The 15,653-nt window shown below is 38.6% G+C and carries 15 protein-coding genes; 2 read left to right on the top strand and 13 right to left on the bottom strand.

The features are described 5' to 3' along the window. Positions 1–53: 53 nt before the first annotated feature. Positions 54–1,424, bottom strand: coding sequence for a dipeptidase (locus tag ABDV71_RS07385; protein WP_343531806.1), 1,371 nt, complete (start codon positions 1,422–1,424; stop codon positions 54–56). A gap of 147 nt (positions 1,425–1,571) precedes the next feature. On the opposite strand from ABDV71_RS07385, the gene ABDV71_RS07380 reads away from it, so the two are divergent. Beyond that, entirely contained in the window at positions 1,572–2,528 is a 957-nt protein-coding gene (locus ABDV71_RS07380; protein WP_343531805.1) for a zinc dependent phospholipase C family protein, read from the top strand. A gap of 251 nt (positions 2,529–2,779) precedes the next feature. Here ABDV71_RS07380 and ABDV71_RS07375 read toward each other — a convergent pair whose 3' ends face one another. The 10 genes from ABDV71_RS07375 to ABDV71_RS07330 form a co-directional block, all read right to left on the bottom strand. After that, entirely contained in the window at positions 2,780–3,445 is a 666-nt protein-coding gene (locus ABDV71_RS07375; RefSeq protein WP_343532207.1) for a VTT domain-containing protein, read from the bottom strand. A 190-nt stretch (positions 3,446–3,635) separates the two neighbouring features. Continuing rightward, positions 3,636–4,760: a DNA polymerase III subunit beta gene (dnaN, locus tag ABDV71_RS07370; RefSeq protein ID WP_343531804.1), complete on the bottom strand. Its 1,125-nt coding sequence runs from the start codon at positions 4,758–4,760 to the stop codon at positions 3,636–3,638. Positions 4,761–4,794: 34 nt separating this feature from the next. After that, the gene (gene gldG / locus ABDV71_RS07365) at positions 4,795–6,507 is read right to left on the bottom strand and encodes a gliding motility-associated ABC transporter substrate-binding protein GldG (RefSeq protein ID WP_343531803.1); all 1,713 of its coding nucleotides are present in this window, start codon (positions 6,505–6,507) and stop codon (positions 4,795–4,797) included. Beyond that, the gene (gene gldF, locus ABDV71_RS07360) at positions 6,501–7,229 is read right to left on the bottom strand and encodes a gliding motility-associated ABC transporter permease subunit GldF (RefSeq protein WP_343531802.1); all 729 of its coding nucleotides are present in this window, start codon (positions 7,227–7,229) and stop codon (positions 6,501–6,503) included. Before gldF ends, gldG begins: the two co-directional genes overlap by 7 nt. A 95-nt stretch (positions 7,230–7,324) precedes the next feature. After that, positions 7,325–7,978, bottom strand: a complete 654-nt coding sequence (locus tag ABDV71_RS07355) for a porin family protein (RefSeq protein ID WP_343531801.1) — start codon at positions 7,976–7,978, stop codon at positions 7,325–7,327. A 165-nt stretch (positions 7,979–8,143) separates the two neighbouring features. Further along, positions 8,144–8,674 carry a hypothetical protein gene (locus ABDV71_RS07350; protein ID WP_343531800.1) on the bottom strand — a complete coding sequence of 177 codons (531 nt, stop codon included), beginning with the start codon at positions 8,672–8,674 and terminating at the stop codon, positions 8,144–8,146. Between the two features lie 140 nt (positions 8,675–8,814). Beyond that, entirely contained in the window at positions 8,815–9,357 is a 543-nt protein-coding gene (locus ABDV71_RS07345; protein WP_343531799.1) for a hypothetical protein, read from the bottom strand. Positions 9,358–9,362: 5 nt separating this feature from the next. Further along, positions 9,363–10,070 carry an ATP-binding cassette domain-containing protein gene (locus tag ABDV71_RS07340; RefSeq protein WP_343531798.1) on the bottom strand — a complete coding sequence of 236 codons (708 nt, stop codon included), beginning with the start codon at positions 10,068–10,070 and terminating at the stop codon, positions 9,363–9,365. A gap of 1 nt (position 10,071) precedes the next feature. Then, positions 10,072–10,992, bottom strand: a complete 921-nt coding sequence (locus tag ABDV71_RS07335; RefSeq protein WP_343531797.1) for a glycerophosphodiester phosphodiesterase family protein — start codon at positions 10,990–10,992, stop codon at positions 10,072–10,074. Positions 10,993–11,064: 72 nt separating this feature from the next. Further along, the gene (locus ABDV71_RS07330) at positions 11,065–12,120 is read right to left on the bottom strand and encodes a patatin-like phospholipase family protein (protein ID WP_343531796.1); all 1,056 of its coding nucleotides are present in this window, start codon (positions 12,118–12,120) and stop codon (positions 11,065–11,067) included. Between the two features lie 358 nt (positions 12,121–12,478). On the opposite strand from ABDV71_RS07330, the gene ABDV71_RS07325 reads away from it, so the two are divergent. Next, positions 12,479–13,966: a glycine--tRNA ligase gene (locus ABDV71_RS07325; RefSeq protein ID WP_343531795.1), complete on the top strand. Its 1,488-nt coding sequence runs from the start codon at positions 12,479–12,481 to the stop codon at positions 13,964–13,966. A gap of 30 nt (positions 13,967–13,996) precedes the next feature. On the opposite strand, the gene ABDV71_RS07320 is transcribed toward ABDV71_RS07325, so the two are convergent. Together ABDV71_RS07320 and ABDV71_RS07315 are read right to left on the bottom strand one after the other, a co-directional pair. Further along, complete coding sequence (locus ABDV71_RS07320) at positions 13,997–14,344, bottom strand: arsenate reductase family protein (protein WP_343531794.1); 348 nt, start codon at positions 14,342–14,344, stop codon at positions 13,997–13,999. Beyond that, entirely contained in the window at positions 14,344–15,546 is a 1,203-nt protein-coding gene (locus ABDV71_RS07315) for an SH3 domain-containing C40 family peptidase (protein WP_343531793.1), read from the bottom strand. Before ABDV71_RS07315 ends, ABDV71_RS07320 begins: the two co-directional genes overlap by 1 nt. Positions 15,547–15,653 lie beyond the last annotated feature (107 nt).

Below are 15,653 nucleotides of genomic sequence, written 5' to 3'. Positions count from 1 at the left end.
AAAGCCTTCCCGCATCTTAGCAGGAAGGCTTTCTTTATTACAGAAAATAGGTCTTACTTATTTAGTTCTGCATAATACTTATGGAATAAAGGCAATGTTTCAATTCCTTTATAGTAATTATAGATATCATATTTCTCATTTGGCGAGTGTAGCGCGTCGCTATCTAATCCAAAGCCAAATAATACCGATTTAATCCCTAATACGTTTTCAAACAAAGCCACAATTGGAATACTACCGCCACCACGTGTAGGAATTGGCTTTTTGCCAAAGCTATCTTCAATTGCTTTTTCAGCAGCACGATAAGCTACGCTGTCCGTTGGGGTAACCACTGGCTCACCTCCGTGATGTGGCGTAACTGTAACTTTTACTCCTTTTGGCGCAATCTTTTCAAAATGCTTAGCAAAAATCTCACTGATTTCATCTGAATTTTGGTTAGGTACCAAACGCATAGAAATTTTAGCATTTGCTTTGCTTGGCAGTACGGTTTTAGCACCTTCGCCTATGTAGCCGCTCCAAATACCATTTACTTCCAAAGTTGGTCTAGTGCCTGTACGTTCCAAAGTAGAATAGCCTTTTTCGCCCCACTCTGCATCAATATCCAAATCTTTCTTATACTCTTCCAAATCGAACGGTGCAGAATTTAATGCTTGCTTTTCAGCATCGGTTAGCTCTACTACTTTATCATAAAACTCAGGAATGGTGATATGGTTATTTTCATCGTGCAAAGAAGCAATCATTTTGCAAAGAATAGTTGCTGGATTTGCTACCGCGCCACCATACACCCCAGAGTGTAAATCTCTATTAGGACCTACTACTTCTACTTCCATGTAGGCCAAACCTCTCAAGCCTGTCTCAATAGATGGGTTTTCCATGCTGATCATCGAAGTATCAGAAATCAACACTACATCAGCTTTCAAACGCTCTGCATTTGCTTTAACAAAAATGCCCAAGTTAGCAGAACCAACTTCTTCTTCTCCTTCTATCATGAATTTAACGTTACAGGCCAAAGTATTGGTCCGCATCATTAATTCAAACGCTTTAACGTGCATATAAAACTGACCTTTATCATCACAGGCACCACGGGCATAAATTTTACCATCGCGTACAGTAGGCTCAAAAGGAGGAGTCTTCCATAATTCCAATGGATCTGGCGGCTGCACGTCATAGTGACCATAAATTAAAACGGTTGGCAAACTAGCATCTACAATCTTCTCTCCGTATACAATTGGATATCCAGCAGTTTCACAAATCTCCACGTTATCAGCACCAGCATCTTTCAATTTTTGAGCAACGAAATCAGCGGTTTTTAACACATCTCCTTTATATTTTGGATCTGCACTCACCGAAGGAAAACGCAACAACTCAAAAAGCTCGTCTAAAAAACGTTGCTTGTTATCTTCTACATATTTCTTTATTTCTTGCATAAGATTTATATTTTGGGACAAATATAGGTATTTTGGCAAGAGCAAAGGCTTATAAAGGTTGACAAAAAATTGTCAGGTTTTAACTATAAGTAAGTGTTTTTGCTATTTTTATTAAAAAATAAATTTCACCTTCTGATATTCCCCACAATGAAAAAGCTGTCTATTTTTTTGCTGCTCTTCGGTACCGTAATTTTATGCGCTTCTTGGGGCTTTTTTGCGCATAAGCGGATTAACCAACTGGCGATATTCACCCTTCCAGAAGGTATGGTTGGCTTTTACAAAAACAACCACAAGTACATTACTGAGCATGCCATTGACCCTGACAAAAGAAGATATGCGGATACCGCTGAAGCACCCAGACATTATTTGGATGTAGAGAATTATGAAGAGCACATCGATAGCATCCCCGAAAAATGGAACGATGCGGTAAACAAATATGGCGCCAAGAAAATTGCCAGCGATGGCATGGTTCCATGGCAAATACAACGTACTTACAACAATTTGGTGAGAGCATTTAAAGAACGTGATTCGTTAAAGATATTAAGATATTCGGCCGACTTGGGGCACTATGTAGCTGATGCGCACGTGCCATTGCATACCACTAATAATCACAACGGACAGCTCACCAACCAAACCGGTATTCATGGTTTTTGGGAAAGCCGTATTCCTGAACTATTTGCCAAAGATTATAACCTTTTGGTAGGCAAGGCCAGCTATATCGAAAATCCTTTAAAGGAAGCTTGGAAAATCGTTAAAAAAGCGCACACCATGGTGGATACCGTATTAACTTTTGAAGCAAAACTGAACGCTTCTTTTCCCGCCGACCAGAAATACGATTTTTCGATGAGAGGGAAAAACGTGATGAAACAATACTCGGTAGCCTATACCAAAGCTTATCAAGACATGATGAAAGGAATGGTGGAGCGCCAAATGCGTTCTTCGATTATCAAAGTAGGTTCTTTCTGGTTTTCTGCCTGGGTTGATGCCGGACAGCCAGACTTAAGAAACATGATTAGAATTGAGGCTTCTATTGAAGACAAGCAACAGGCCGAAAATACGGATAAAAAATATCAGGAAGGAAAGATAATCGGAAGGGAGTTTTAGTTTTTTAAGCAACAAATCTCGTAGGTTTTGAAAACCTATGAAACCTTCAATCTAAAAAAGGAAATAATCGCCTTAAAACATCCCGTTAGATTTCTCCTATCGTCGAAATGACGGAGTTAGTTAGAAATAAGAGCGACAAACCTCGCAGGTTTTTAAAACCTACGAGGTTTAGGCATATTAGGCTTTAAAAATATTTGAATTTACAAAATTACCTCCAACAAAAAGGCCCCGAACATTTCGGGGCCTTTTTGTTAAATCGTTTCGCTATCTTCTATTTTCTCTTTCTTTTTAAGAAGGGATTTAAGTCCTGCAATAATGACTGGAGCAAAGGTTCCTACTGCAATAATCACAATGATTACCTCGAAATTCTTCTCTACAAAAGGAATTTTACCCAATAAATAACCTGCAAAGGAAAGACTGAAAATCCATGCAAAGCCGCCAATAATATTATAGACTGTAAATTTCCCAAAAGACATTTTCGCTGCGCCAGCTACAAAAGGTGCTACAGTTCTGAAAATAGGTAAGAATCTACTAAATACAATTGCCTTAGAACCATGTTTCTCGAAATACTCGTGCGATTGGTGATAGTATTTCAACTTTAAAATTTTATTCTCTTCTTTAAATACTTTTACACCGAAGAATCTTCCTAAACGATAGTTAAGGGAGTTTCCCAAAATTGCAGCAGCAGTTAAAATAAAGCACATGAACCAAATGTTCAAACCTGTATCGCCACCAGCAATAAGCGCTCCAACGGCAAACAACATCGAATCACCAGGTAAAAAAGGTGTAACTACAAATCCTGTCTCAGCAAAGATGATGATGAACAGAATAAGATAGGTCCAGGTCCTATAATTCTGGATAATCGTTACTAAAGTATCTTTAGTATCAGTAAGTAGCTTAATTAATAAATCTAGTATTTCCAATGTAGTTAAATTTTCCGCTAAAATAAGCAATATGTCCTGCAAAAAAACACCTATTTACGATTTTGACATTTTCGACAGAACCACAACAAACCACTTATTTACAAATAGTTACAAACAAAAAAAGCTTAAAGTATAAACTTCAAGCTTTTTTATGACCAGCAAACGCTGTTTATTTTTTAATTGTTTAGTAGCTGCTGTTTAACATTACAGGCATTACCAACATCAAAACATCTTCGTTCTCATCGTTGGTTTGAGGAATCAACAAACCTGCTCTATTTGGTGTAGAAAGCTCTAAAGTCACTTCCTCTCCACTTAGGTTATTCAACATCTCGATTAAGAAACGGGCATTGAAGCCAATTTCCAAATCTTCGCCATCATATTGGCAGCTCAAACGCTCATGAGCTTCGTTAGCAAAGTCTAAATCTTCTGAAGAGATATTCAACTCACTTCCGTTGATTTTCAAACGTACCTGGTGTGTCGTTTTGTTTGCGAAAATAACCACCCTACGTAATGTATTCAAGAACAAAGCCCTATCAATTACTAATTTATTAGGGTTGTTTGCAGGAATTACTGCTTCGTAATCAGGGTAACGCTCATCAATTAAGCGACAAATCAAGTTGATGTTCTCAAACTTAAAGAAAGCGCTTGTAGCGTTATAATCTACTGAAACATTTACATCGCTATTTGGCAAGGCTGCTTTCAACAAAGTCAAAGCTTTCTTTGGCAAAATAAAAGATGAAGCTTTATCAGCTTTGGTATCGTTTCTTCTGTAGCGAACTAATTTATGTGCATCGGTAGCTACAAAAGTGATATTTTGAGGAGATAATTGACAAAAAACGCCTGTCATTGCAGGACGAAGCTCATCGTTGCTTACTGCAAAAATGGTTTTGGTAATGGCTTCACTTAATACCGATGCTGGCAAGTTTACCGAAAAGGCATTGTCAACCACTGGAATTTTAGGGAAATCGTCACCGTTTTCACCACTTAATTTATATTTTCCATCACCGGCACTGATTTCGATGGCGAAAGTATTATCATCTACATGGAAGGTAATTGGCTGATCAGGCAAAGTCTTCAACGTGTCTAGCAAAATTCTTGATGGCACGGCAACTTTTCCTTCTTCTTTTGATTCAACAGGCAAAGCAGTAGTCATACTGGTTTGCAAGTCGGTAGCAGAAATGGTCAAATTTCCTTCTTTAATTTCAAACAGGAAATTTTCTAGGATAGGCAATACTGTGCTGCTGCTCGAAGCACCATTAACCGTTTGTAAATGTTTTAATAATGTCGACGTAGATACTATAAATCTCATAGTTTGTTATATATAGATTCAAAAGTATGAAATTTTACTTTGCATACTTGTGTTTACGATAATAATGTTGAAAAATTGCGAAACATATCAACACTAAAATTGGCACTACGGTATTCACCAGTTGCCATTTTGTTTTTTCGGTACGTAAAAGCGTCTTATCCAATGGTCTTACAGCGATTTCCTTGTTTCGAAGTGCAATCAGATTATCTTCATTGGTAAAATAATCTACAATATTCAACAGTAATGACTTGTTTCCAAAATTTTGTTGCGTATACCTGTCAAAACCCAAAGGGAAAGGCGAACCATCGGCGGAAACCTGGTTCATGAAAACATCACCGTCTCCTATCACAATCATTTTTGTTGGCTTGCTCTGCGTTGGAACATCATAATGTTCGGTAATGCCCTTTGGCACGGGACGATTTAAAAAAACCGATTTAAAACTTCCCTCCAACAATACCCCTACACTTTTTGGCATACTTGTGAACTCCTTCTGGGTAGGCTCTTGCTCTACCATTTGCAGATTAAATAGTTTCGGCGAAGTGTAAACCTTATTGTAGGGCGAAGTTGATAAGATGACGTGTTTACTTACATTTTTACTGCCAATGGTATCTACTGTACTGGCAAATTCGGCTTTGACGTTATCTAGATTTTTCACTACGCTATTGCTCGTATCTGGCAATAAAATAGGATAATAAAGCCAAGGGGCCAGTTGAATATCGCCACGTGGGCCTCCTGACATGGCCACGGGGATTTCAGCACAGTTCACATCGGCAATGATATTATAATTCACTCTTGCACCGTATTCGAACAACATATCGTCTAAGTTGAGCATGTTATTGCCCGCCATAAATGACCTGCCGCTACGCAAACTGTCTAAAGCCATCCTCACTTGGTCTATTGACCACAACACCTGCCCTCCCTTCATTACAAAGTAATTGATTTTATATTTCTGGGCTTCGGTAAAGGCATTTAACGGCTTGGCAATCACCAACATTTTCAAACTATCTAAGCCTTGTTTGGTGATAGAATCTAAATTTACACGGCCCACCACATAACTATCGGAAAGCGTGTTGATGGCATCGTACAAATAGCGATTATCTGGTTCTCCATTCCCTTCAGTAAAACCAACTCTCGGATTATAGCCCGTAATCACTTTCTTTAATGAAGAGGTGAATACATACTCCAAGTTTTTAATCGAATTATTAATGCTCTGATCATAATTGGAAGCTTCTCCTCCCAAATTTTGCAATAACTTTACTGGCATACGCTTGCCGTTGCTTTCGATCATGGCCATTGGGTATACCAATTTTTCAGAAAAACCTACGTCTGTTTTAATATTGATGTTGGTAGGTTTAATGCCTACTTCAAACAGTTGTTGGATTACGGTATCTTGTTCTGATGCGGAAAGCCCCGAAAGTGGGTCCACAAAAATTACTTTGAAGTTTGCCTTTGCATAAGCTTTATAATCGGCCAGCATGTCTTTGGTAGCATTTCGCAAACGCTTAAATGCTGCAGGCATATCTCCATCCAAATAAATGGTTACTACGACCTCATGTTTATTCTGCTGTAAAATTTCTTTGGTTTTGGTGGTTAAGGTGAAGCGTTTTTCCTTCGTAAAATCTATCCGGGTATAGACGAATTGCGCTGCTACATTAATTAATATCAATGCCAAGAGAAACAATATTGACCTCACGATTTGCTTCCTCTTTGTTCTTTGTTCTTTGTTCTTTACTCCTTGCCCTACCATTTTCTACCTCCAATCACTAAATGAGTTAAACCAAAAAATAAGGCGACAAAGGAAATGAAATAAACGACATCTCGAGTATCTAAAACTCCTCTACTGATGGATTGATAATGTTCGGCAATGCCCAAGTTGGCCAACTGGCTTTCGAAACTTTGAAATGCCGAAATTTTACTGATGGAGTCGAAGCCGCTATAAGCAAAAAAGCACAAAAAGACAGAAATGGCAAATGCAATGACCTGATTTTTCGTGAAAGAGGAGGCGAACACGCCAATAGCCGTGAAAGCACTTCCCAATAAAAACAGACCAATGTACGAACCAATGATTGCACCTGTATCCAAGTTCCCTTTGGGCAAACCTAATTGTGATATGCTGTAACAGTAAATTAAGGTAGGCAGCAAGGCAAACAACACCAAAACCAAACAGGCTAGATATTTTGCGCTGATGATCTGCAAATTAGTTAAAGGGCGAGTGGCCAATAACACATAGGTCCCTTCTTTTCTTTCCTCGGCAAAAGAGCGCATGGTAATAGCCGAAATCAAAAACATGAACAGATAAGGAACCAAGCCAAAAAAACCATCCATTTCGGCATAACCATATTCTAAGATGGAGGTATCTGGAAAAAACCAGAACATTAAACCACAGGCCAATAAAAATATGCCGATGGTAATATAGGCCATTAAGGAATTGAGGAAACTGAATAACTCTCTTTTGAATACTGCTAGCATGCCCTTGGATTGTGATGCCGAAGTTATGCAATATCTGTTAAAACAAAAAAGCCCCAGCAAAATTGCCAGGGCTCTTCGTTTTATAATAATTCCTATTAGAACATAAAGCCTAAACCAACAGAAAATACTTTGTTTTTAGTTTTACCGTCACTACTATTTTCTGTGCTGGTTAAACCTATGCCATAACCTGCATGTAAGTTTAGTCCGTTACTCAATTTATATCCGCCTAAGAAGTTTACACCAAACTCCATTCTTTTTAATTGTCCTTCCGCAGAACCAAATTCAGCATCAACACTTGTATTTCCAGCTTTCATATTGGCAGATAAAGCATAAGCTGCATAAGGACCAGCGCCAACAAAGACCTTTCCTGTACCAGCATTAAAGTTTGCTAACAAATTCAAAGGAAGCTCTAGGTAAGAATAATTAAAGGTGATTTTGTCAACACCCTCAAAATCTGATGGGTCAGCTCCCATTGCCTCTGCCATTTCGCCAATATCAAATTTTCCGCCCTTACCCACATAGGTTAACCCTGGTTGGAAGGAGAAAATAGGAGAGATATTGACGTCAGCTACTGCACCTACATAAAATGACGTTTTAGAAGAGGTAGTTATGGAAATACCCATTCCAGAAGCTGTTATACTTGGCAAAGCTAAACCAGCTTTAACCCCAAAAGAAACTGGCTTATCTTGAGCGTTTACTGCAACATTTAGGCCTGCTGCTAGCGTTAATAATAGAAGGATTTTTTTCATTTTGTTTTTTAATTATTTGATTGCTAATTAGTTTTTGTAAAACTAATGATTTAGTCAATAAAAAAACCCTAACAATGTCAGGGTTTTTATAACTTTTTTGTTAACTGTAGTCAGTTTCAATACAAAACAAACTACAGGTTATACTTTTTGGGCTTTCTTTTTCAATTATAGGCCAAATGCGTAAGCTGCACGTAGTCCGATAAATGACGAAGTACCATTTTTAGACCAGCTTTCGTAACGAACGCCGAAATCTAAGCTAGATTTATCAGCAATTGAAAATGAAGCACCTAAGCCTGGAGCATAAGTGAAAGCAGTACCGCCACCTGATGTTGTAGCAAAAGTAGCACCTAACTCAGCAGCACCATAGAAGTTACCACCAAAATAGTATTTACCGCCTGCTTTTACTGGTACATAACCATAGCTAGTTTTTGCACCAAATGCCTCTAAAGCTTTTTTAGTATCGCCAGTAATCATTCTAGACGAATAACCACCAGAAAGTGTGATGTTGAATGATTGTGCAACTGGGTGCTCATATTGCAACGAACCACCAACAATCATATTGTCTTTAGAGTTATCTCCTGTAGGGAAACCAAATTCAGCACCTATGCTTAATTTTTTAACTGCACCTTCTGTTTGTGCATTGGCAGCCAATCCTAGGCCTGCAACTAGCGCTAATGATAATAATAGTTTTTTCATACCTTTTAACGTAATTTAAATTTGTGTATTAATTAATAATTGCTCCAATAGACACAACAACTACGCCAATAGTTACAATATTTTATCAAAAAAATTACAAACAATTGTAAAACAGCCCATTATTTTTAACAATTCGGCAATTACAAACCAAACACGTAACCTAACTTTAATCCAATAAACCCGAAACTTGTAGTTTTTAGGTTAGCAGTGCTATTATAACTGGTATTGGTCCAGGCTTCATATCTTAAACCGAATTCTATTTTATTGTTTGCGCTTCCAGTTTTAAAACGAGTACCAAATCCTGGGGACCAAATAAATGAAGTTTTAGAGAAGCCACCCATATGAAAGGCCGCTCCCGCCTGTGCTTCTACGTAAAAATCAGGGCTTGGGTAATATTTAAAACCAAGCTTGGCGGGAATAGATTCAATATTTTGTGTCCTACTGCCAAAATATCTTTTACCAATGAAAAGGTTGTAGCCACCGTTTGCGGTAATGGCATGTTTATCGCTAATTCCAAATTCGGCTTTTAGTGAACCGCCAAAGCCTATACCGCTCATGTTTGAGGCATTACCCGTTGGAAAATTGATTTCGGGAGATAAACCTAAAGTGACTTGTTGAGATTGTGCCTTAAATGTTAACGAAAGAATTATCAAAAATGCAAATGCAAAGATTTTCTTAATCATGATTGTTATAGGGTTAGCTGTTTAAATATTTGCTCCAAAGATTTATTCTGGTGTGCTTTTTTTAATTCATCAATACTCGAATTGGCAACTAAAACACCTTTGTTAATGATAATCACATCGTCGCACAGGGCTTCCACTTCTTGCATGATGTGGGTAGAGATGATCACCGTTCTATCTTTTCCTAAATTCTTAATCAAAGTTCTGATGTCTGAAAGCTGATTGGGATCTAAACCGGAAGTGGGCTCGTCTAAAATAAGCACCTGCGGTTGATGGATAATAGCCTGAGCCAAGCCTACTCTTTGTTTGTAACCTTTGGATAGCATTCCAATTTTTTTGTGCTGTTCTTGGGTTAGACCTACTTGTTGTATCACTCCTTCTACCCTTTTTGCTATATCATTCAAGCTGTAGGTTTGAGCAACGAAACTCAAGAACTCCCGCACATACATATCCATATACAATGGCGTATTCTCTGGCAGGTAACCGATTAGTTTTTTAACTTCCAAAGGTTCAACTTGTATATCCTTACCTGCAATTTCAGCTTTCCCAGAGGTTGGCTGCAAGTAACCTGTGAGCATTTTCATGGTGGTAGACTTACCAGCCCCGTTGGGACCCAAAAAACCTAATATGCGTCCGGGCTTTGCTTCGAAACTAATTTGGTTTACCGCTTTTTGTGGGCCATAGTGCTTGGCCAATTCCTTTACAACTACGCTCAATTTACTTGATATTTATATTCTTAAGTTTCAACTGCTTTTCATTTCGATAGTTATCTAGCTGCTCACCTGCTAATTTCAGTTCATCGGTTGAAAGTACATCTGCTCCGTTAGCTACCAGATTGCCGAATACTGGTTTTCCCTTATTGGCTTTTGCGCTTCTATCCAAGTTGCCCATGGTGCCCAAAATAGTGCTTATGCCTTTGTCATGCAGGTATTGATAGAGGCTATGGCTTGGTTCTGAAACACCCACAAAGGCAATAATCTTGTTATTGGGCACACCCATTTTATTTAAACGTTCTAAATCTTCAGGGCTTTTTACCGTAGCAGAAATCATTAAATCAGGTGCCAATTGATGTACTTCTGCCGCTTGGTTTGCATTATAGGTAATGATGATGGAATTGGTTTCCGATTTGGTTTTTCTAACCGCAGCAATAATTTCTTTATAAGGAACTCCTCGTTTGATATCGATGGTGAAAAGCACTTTATTTTTGCCCCAACGAAGCACTTCTTCTAATGTAGGGATTTTGAAATTGGTCAACTGACCTTCATCGTCCTTAAGTTTAAGTTTTCTTAATTCGGCGTAAGTTTGATCGCCCACTAAACCTTTCCCATTGGTGGTTCTATCCAAACGGTCATCATGCATGATCACCAAAGCCGAGTCTTTACTTAGGGCTACGTCAAACTCAACAATAATCGGTTGATAGGTCGTGGCGTTCTCGAAAGTTTCTATAGCATTTTCTGGAAAACCAGGCATAGGGCCTCCACGATGAGCGCTTAACAAAGGATATGTTGTTGTTTTTCGATTTAGGAAGTTTTGAAATTCTTGAGCGGTTTTGAAGGAGATGTAGTGATGCTGGTTTGGAGCGACACAAGCAAAGCTCAACAAGGCAACGGCCAGAAATAACATTTGTATTTTTTTCACCTGATTATTTTTTGGTTTTACAAAGTTAGTTTTTTACGCCAATTTAAGTCACGTGATTGTTTGGCTTAAAATTTACTTTTTTAAGAAATTCCATACTGAATCGCCTTCTTTATTCTTTTTTTTGTCTTCAAGAAGTTCTTTCACAATTTGATCTAACAAGTCTTCATTCTCGCTCACAAGCTTATCTCCCAACGACACAATTTTTTGAATATTGGAAACAGAAGCTGCATCCATGGCTGGATCTATGGATGAAAGATTGCTCGGCTCTATCCTGATATAATTATTTGATTTTTTTACCGAACGGAATAGCTGTCTTAAAAAATAATCGGTACTTTCTGCCGAGCTACTGCTCATAATATCGACAAGTGCGGGGCCTATGGAAATGGCCTTCTTTTTCTTAAAGTCTTCGTAATTGTAAGATATTTTAGACAAACCAGTTCCTAATGATAGTGTCCAAATATCATCTATCTTATAGGTATTATAGCTCTTGATTACCTCCAACATAGCCGATAAGGCTGGATTGTGCGCAAATACTCCCCCATCAACTAAAGGGTAGCGTGTTTTGGCAAGCGAAAAGATTTCGGCAACGGAAAAATAAGTGGGTGCGGCAGAAGTGGCACGGCATACATCCTTAATATAAAAATCTCGTGATTCGCCGTGAGAAATCGCCTTTTGCTGTCTAAATAAATGGTTTTTCCGTAACTCTATATTATAAGCAGTGATGATACATGGTCTTATTAACTCGCTTAGCTTCCGATTGCCAAAGTAGCTTTTCAAAACTTTTTCTAGAACAGTATCGTCATAAAGCTCGCTAAGTAATCCGAACTTACTTAAAAAACGTCGCCACTTGTTTGCGGTAAAAATCTCTACACCATGGTCAAGATAAATATCCAATGCTTGTTTAGCGGTATATTTTTGTTTAGTAGGCTCCTCGTCGTCGGGGCACAACAAAATAGACAGTAAAATACCTCCGGTACTTGTGCCTGCAAAAAAATCGAAATAATCAGTTAAATGTGCATTTGGGTTATTTGTTGCCCGTTGAATTTTTTCTTCCAACGCTACCAAAATCATTCCCGGAATAATTCCGCGAATTCCCCCGCCATCTATTGAAAGTATCCTTTTCATCATTTATTCTGGTTGTAGATTGTCGAAAATAGCGAAAAATCTGCAGTTATGTTAGATTCGCATTATGACTTTAATGCTTGATGACAATACCGGCCAACCAAAGAATGAGGGGTAAATAGCGAAAAAATATACATTTTATGTAGGTTTTGTATTATTGACGATAATCAAATGATGTTTGATGCAATTCAATTGGTATGATAAACCTGAACGCAGCGGAAAGCCCACAGGGAGCGTTAGCGACCGAGGACTTGTAGCGTAGTGCAGGGCTTTGGTGACCAAAGAGTGATGGAATTGCTTTTCAGAACATTTTTAAAGCGCTTATCTTATAAATTTAACTTTTAACTTTTAACTTTGGCTCACTATGGCTCAGAAAAATAACGACGAAATTTTTAAGAATGTAATCTCTCATGCCAAGGAATATGGTTTTGTGTTCCAAAGCAGCGAAATATATGATGGTTTAAGTGCGGTTTACGACTATGGACAGTTGGGTGCCGAGCTTAAAAATAACCTGAAAACTTATTGGTGGAAAGCAATGGTGCAAATGCACGAGAACATTGTGGGTATTGATGCCGCCATTTTTATGCATCCGAAAGTTTGGAAAGCGAGTGGTCACGTTGATGGTTTTAACGACCCAATGATTGATAACAAGGATAGCAAAAAACGCTATCGTGCTGACCAATTACTAGAAGACAAGATTGCCAAATACGAAAAAGACGGCAAAACGGACAAAGCTGCGAAGCTACAAGCTGATATGGATGATGCTTTAAAGGCTGAAGACTTACCGCGTTTGAAAGTTTTGATCGAAGAGCATGAAATTGCCTGTCCTGTAAGCGGCACTAGAAATTGGACGGACGTGCGCCAGTTTAACTTGATGTTTAGTACACAGTTTGGCGCCATGGCCGAAGGCAGTGATGTGGTTTATCTGCGTCCGGAAACGGCCCAAGGTATTTTTGTAAACTTTTTAAATGTGCAAAAAACGGGAAGGATGAAAATTCCTTTTGGTATTGCCCAAATTGGTAAGGCTTTTAGAAACGAAGTAATTGCCCGTCAGTTCATTATGCGCATGCGTGAGTTTGAACAGATGGAGATGCAGTTTTTTGTTCGCCCAGGTGAGGACAAGAAGTGGTTTGAATATTGGAAAGAGGCTCGTTTGAAATGGCATAAGGCTATTGGCACAGCTCCAGAAAAATATCGTTACCATGACCATGTAAAGTTGGCACACTATGCCAACGCAGCAACTGATATTGAGTTTGAATTCCCATTTGGTTTTAAAGAGGTTGAGGGTATCCATAGTAGAACTGATTTTGACTTATCGCAGCACCAAGAGTATAGCGGTAAAAAAATGCAGTATTTTGATGCTGAACTGGATGAAAACGGAAAGCCTTATGGCAACTACGTTCCTTATGTGATTGAAACTTCGATTGGTTTGGACAGAATGTTCTTGTTGACTATGATCAATGCTTTGGAAGAGGAAGATTTAAGCACTCCTGAAAAACAGGACAGCAGAACTTTGTTACGTTTACATCCGGCATTGGCTCCTATTAAAGCGGCTATTTTCCCTTTAACCAAGAAAGACGGTTTACCTGAGAAGGCCCGCGAAATTATGGACCACCTGAAATTTGATTTTAACTGTATATACGAAGAGAAAGATGCTATTGGTAAACGCTACCGTAGACAAGATGCCATTGGTACGCCTTTCTGTATTACGGTTGATCACCAAACTTTAGAAGACAATACAGTTACCATTCGTCACCGCGACACTATGGAGCAACAACGTATTGAAATTAAGGACCTGCACTGGACCATTGAGAGCAAAGTAAGCTGGAGAAGCTTGTTGAGCCATTCATAAATAAAAAAGCCCCGAAATTTCGGGGCTTTTTTATTTATGAATAAAGTTAAGCGCTTCTTCACTTCGGGCAATGAATGCATTGCCATCCTGAATGATGATTGGTCTTTGTATTAAAATTGGGTTTTCGTGCATTAAGGCAACCAGTTCTTCATCAGACAGGTTCTTACCCTTTATCTTTTCTTTAAAAACGGTTTCTCCAGTTCTCATTAGTTCCAATGGAGCCATACCCAAAAGCTTTAAGATATCTTTTATTTCGCTAACACTGGGCGGATTTTCCAGATAGTTAATAATTGTAAAATCTTTATTTTGACTTTCTAATGCTCTTAGCGCAGCATTGCTTTTGCTACATCGGCTGTTATGATATATTTTAATGCTCATTACTTTTTACTTAAGTACCAATCGTGTTTTTCGAGTTTTGTGATTTCTGGCTGCCCAATTTGTGTTAAAATCCTACGTGCCCCTACCAAGGTTTTGGTTTGGTATTCATCGTAATTTGCCGCCGTAGGTAAAACACTGCTAATTTTTACCATTCCTGCCGATTGGATAAATTCGCCATTGCCCATGTAGATAGCGGTATGGCTTACCCTACCATTGTTAACACCTCTCCGTTTTGCGGCAGAGAAAAACATCAGGTCTCCGGGTTTTAAGTTTTTTAGACATTTTTCTACACTTATCGAATCATTTTCCAACACATCGAGCTTCTCTCCTACTAAAGCTTGTTGCGAGGCATCACGAGGGATGACCACACCGTTTAAAAAATAAGCTGTTTTGGTAAAGCCGCTACAGTCTACGCCTTTGATCGAAGTTCCGCCCCATAAATATGGCACCCCAATTAAGGTCTGTGCTGTTTTTAAAATGGCATCGGCAGTAGGCAATGGTCGTTTTAACCATGTTGTATAATCTGCCGTTTGATTAGCTGGAATATAAGCTTCTCGTCCATCAGGGAATGCTACTTTTACAAATCCATTTTCCAGAGAAAGGAACTTTAAAATGTTACCAGCTACCAAATCGGAAACTCGTGCTACATTAGCATCAGGCTTCGCAAAAGCATGCCCGTAGTCATTGATGTAGACAACTTTTTTTGCTTCTTGCCAAAGTTTAAAACTGGTTTGGTTCATTGGAGCAATAGAGCCTCCATCGGTCCAAGCTAAATAACCATCGGGCGATTTCACCAAATAAAACCCGCCTTGCTTTTTTAAAATCTGCATAGGCGTACCCAACAGCGTTTGGGTCATGAGTTCGGCACCATGGAAAGGCTGACTCCTATTATTTGCTACCGAAATGGTAGTTACGCCATAAAACATATCGTTTAACTGCTTGCCAGGAAGTACTGCAGCAGAAAGTTTTGCCTTAACATTTTCGGGAAATGATTTTTCAAAGGCTTTCACTGCTAGCTCGGAAGTGCTTTCTACTAAAACCGAATCGGCCTTGAAACGTACATTGAAATAAACCGATCTTTTATCTGGCGCATATTTTTTTTGTATGGAATTGGCAATGGCACGGTAGGCTATTGTATCTATTTGCGCAAAAGCCGAAAAATTAAAAAGACTGATGGCCAAAAAGAAAAAACATCTCTTCATTTTTATCTGTTAATGATATGGGTTTGTATATAACGAAGTTACAATATATCACGCATGGAACACTGTTTATTTGGTAAATAGTTGGTTAGGTTTTGTTTTTAATCACC

The sequence above is a fragment of the Pedobacter sp. genome (genome assembly GCF_039594775.1).
GTDB lineage: Bacteria > Bacteroidota > Bacteroidia > Sphingobacteriales > Sphingobacteriaceae > Pedobacter.
Note: the sequence above shows the minus strand (reverse complement) of the source record. Positions and strands in the feature narration are given on the sequence as shown.

Excerpts from the sequence above, each read along its gene's own strand:
- ABDV71_RS07350 (WP_343531800.1), bottom strand. The coding sequence starts at position 8,674 with ATGAAAAAACTATTATTATCATTAGCGCTAGTTGCAGGCCTAGGATTG.
- ABDV71_RS07325 (WP_343531795.1), top strand. The coding sequence starts at position 12,479 with ATGGCTCAGAAAAATAACGACGAAATTTTTAAGAATGTAATCTCTCAT.
- ABDV71_RS07330 (WP_343531796.1), bottom strand. The coding sequence starts at position 12,120 with ATGATGAAAAGGATACTTTCAATAGATGGCGGGGGAATTCGCGGAATT.
- ABDV71_RS07385 (WP_343531806.1), bottom strand. The coding sequence starts at position 1,424 with ATGCAAGAAATAAAGAAATATGTAGAAGATAACAAGCAACGTTTTTTA.
- ABDV71_RS07355 (WP_343531801.1), bottom strand. The coding sequence starts at position 7,978 with ATGAAAAAAATCCTTCTATTATTAACGCTAGCAGCAGGCCTAAATGTT.
- dnaN (WP_343531804.1), bottom strand. The coding sequence starts at position 4,760 with ATGAGATTTATAGTATCTACGTCGACATTATTAAAACATTTACAAACG.
- ABDV71_RS07380 (WP_343531805.1), top strand. The coding sequence starts at position 1,572 with ATGAAAAAGCTGTCTATTTTTTTGCTGCTCTTCGGTACCGTAATTTTA.
- gldG (WP_343531803.1), bottom strand. The coding sequence starts at position 6,507 with ATGGTAGGGCAAGGAGTAAAGAACAAAGAACAAAGAACAAAGAGGAAG.
- ABDV71_RS07320 (WP_343531794.1), bottom strand. The coding sequence starts at position 14,344 with ATGAGCATTAAAATATATCATAACAGCCGATGTAGCAAAAGCAATGCT.
- gldF (WP_343531802.1), bottom strand. The coding sequence starts at position 7,229 with ATGCTAGCAGTATTCAAAAGAGAGTTATTCAGTTTCCTCAATTCCTTA.
- ABDV71_RS07345 (WP_343531799.1), bottom strand. The coding sequence starts at position 9,357 with ATGATTAAGAAAATCTTTGCATTTGCATTTTTGATAATTCTTTCGTTA.
- ABDV71_RS07315 (WP_343531793.1), bottom strand. The coding sequence starts at position 15,546 with ATGAAGAGATGTTTTTTCTTTTTGGCCATCAGTCTTTTTAATTTTTCG.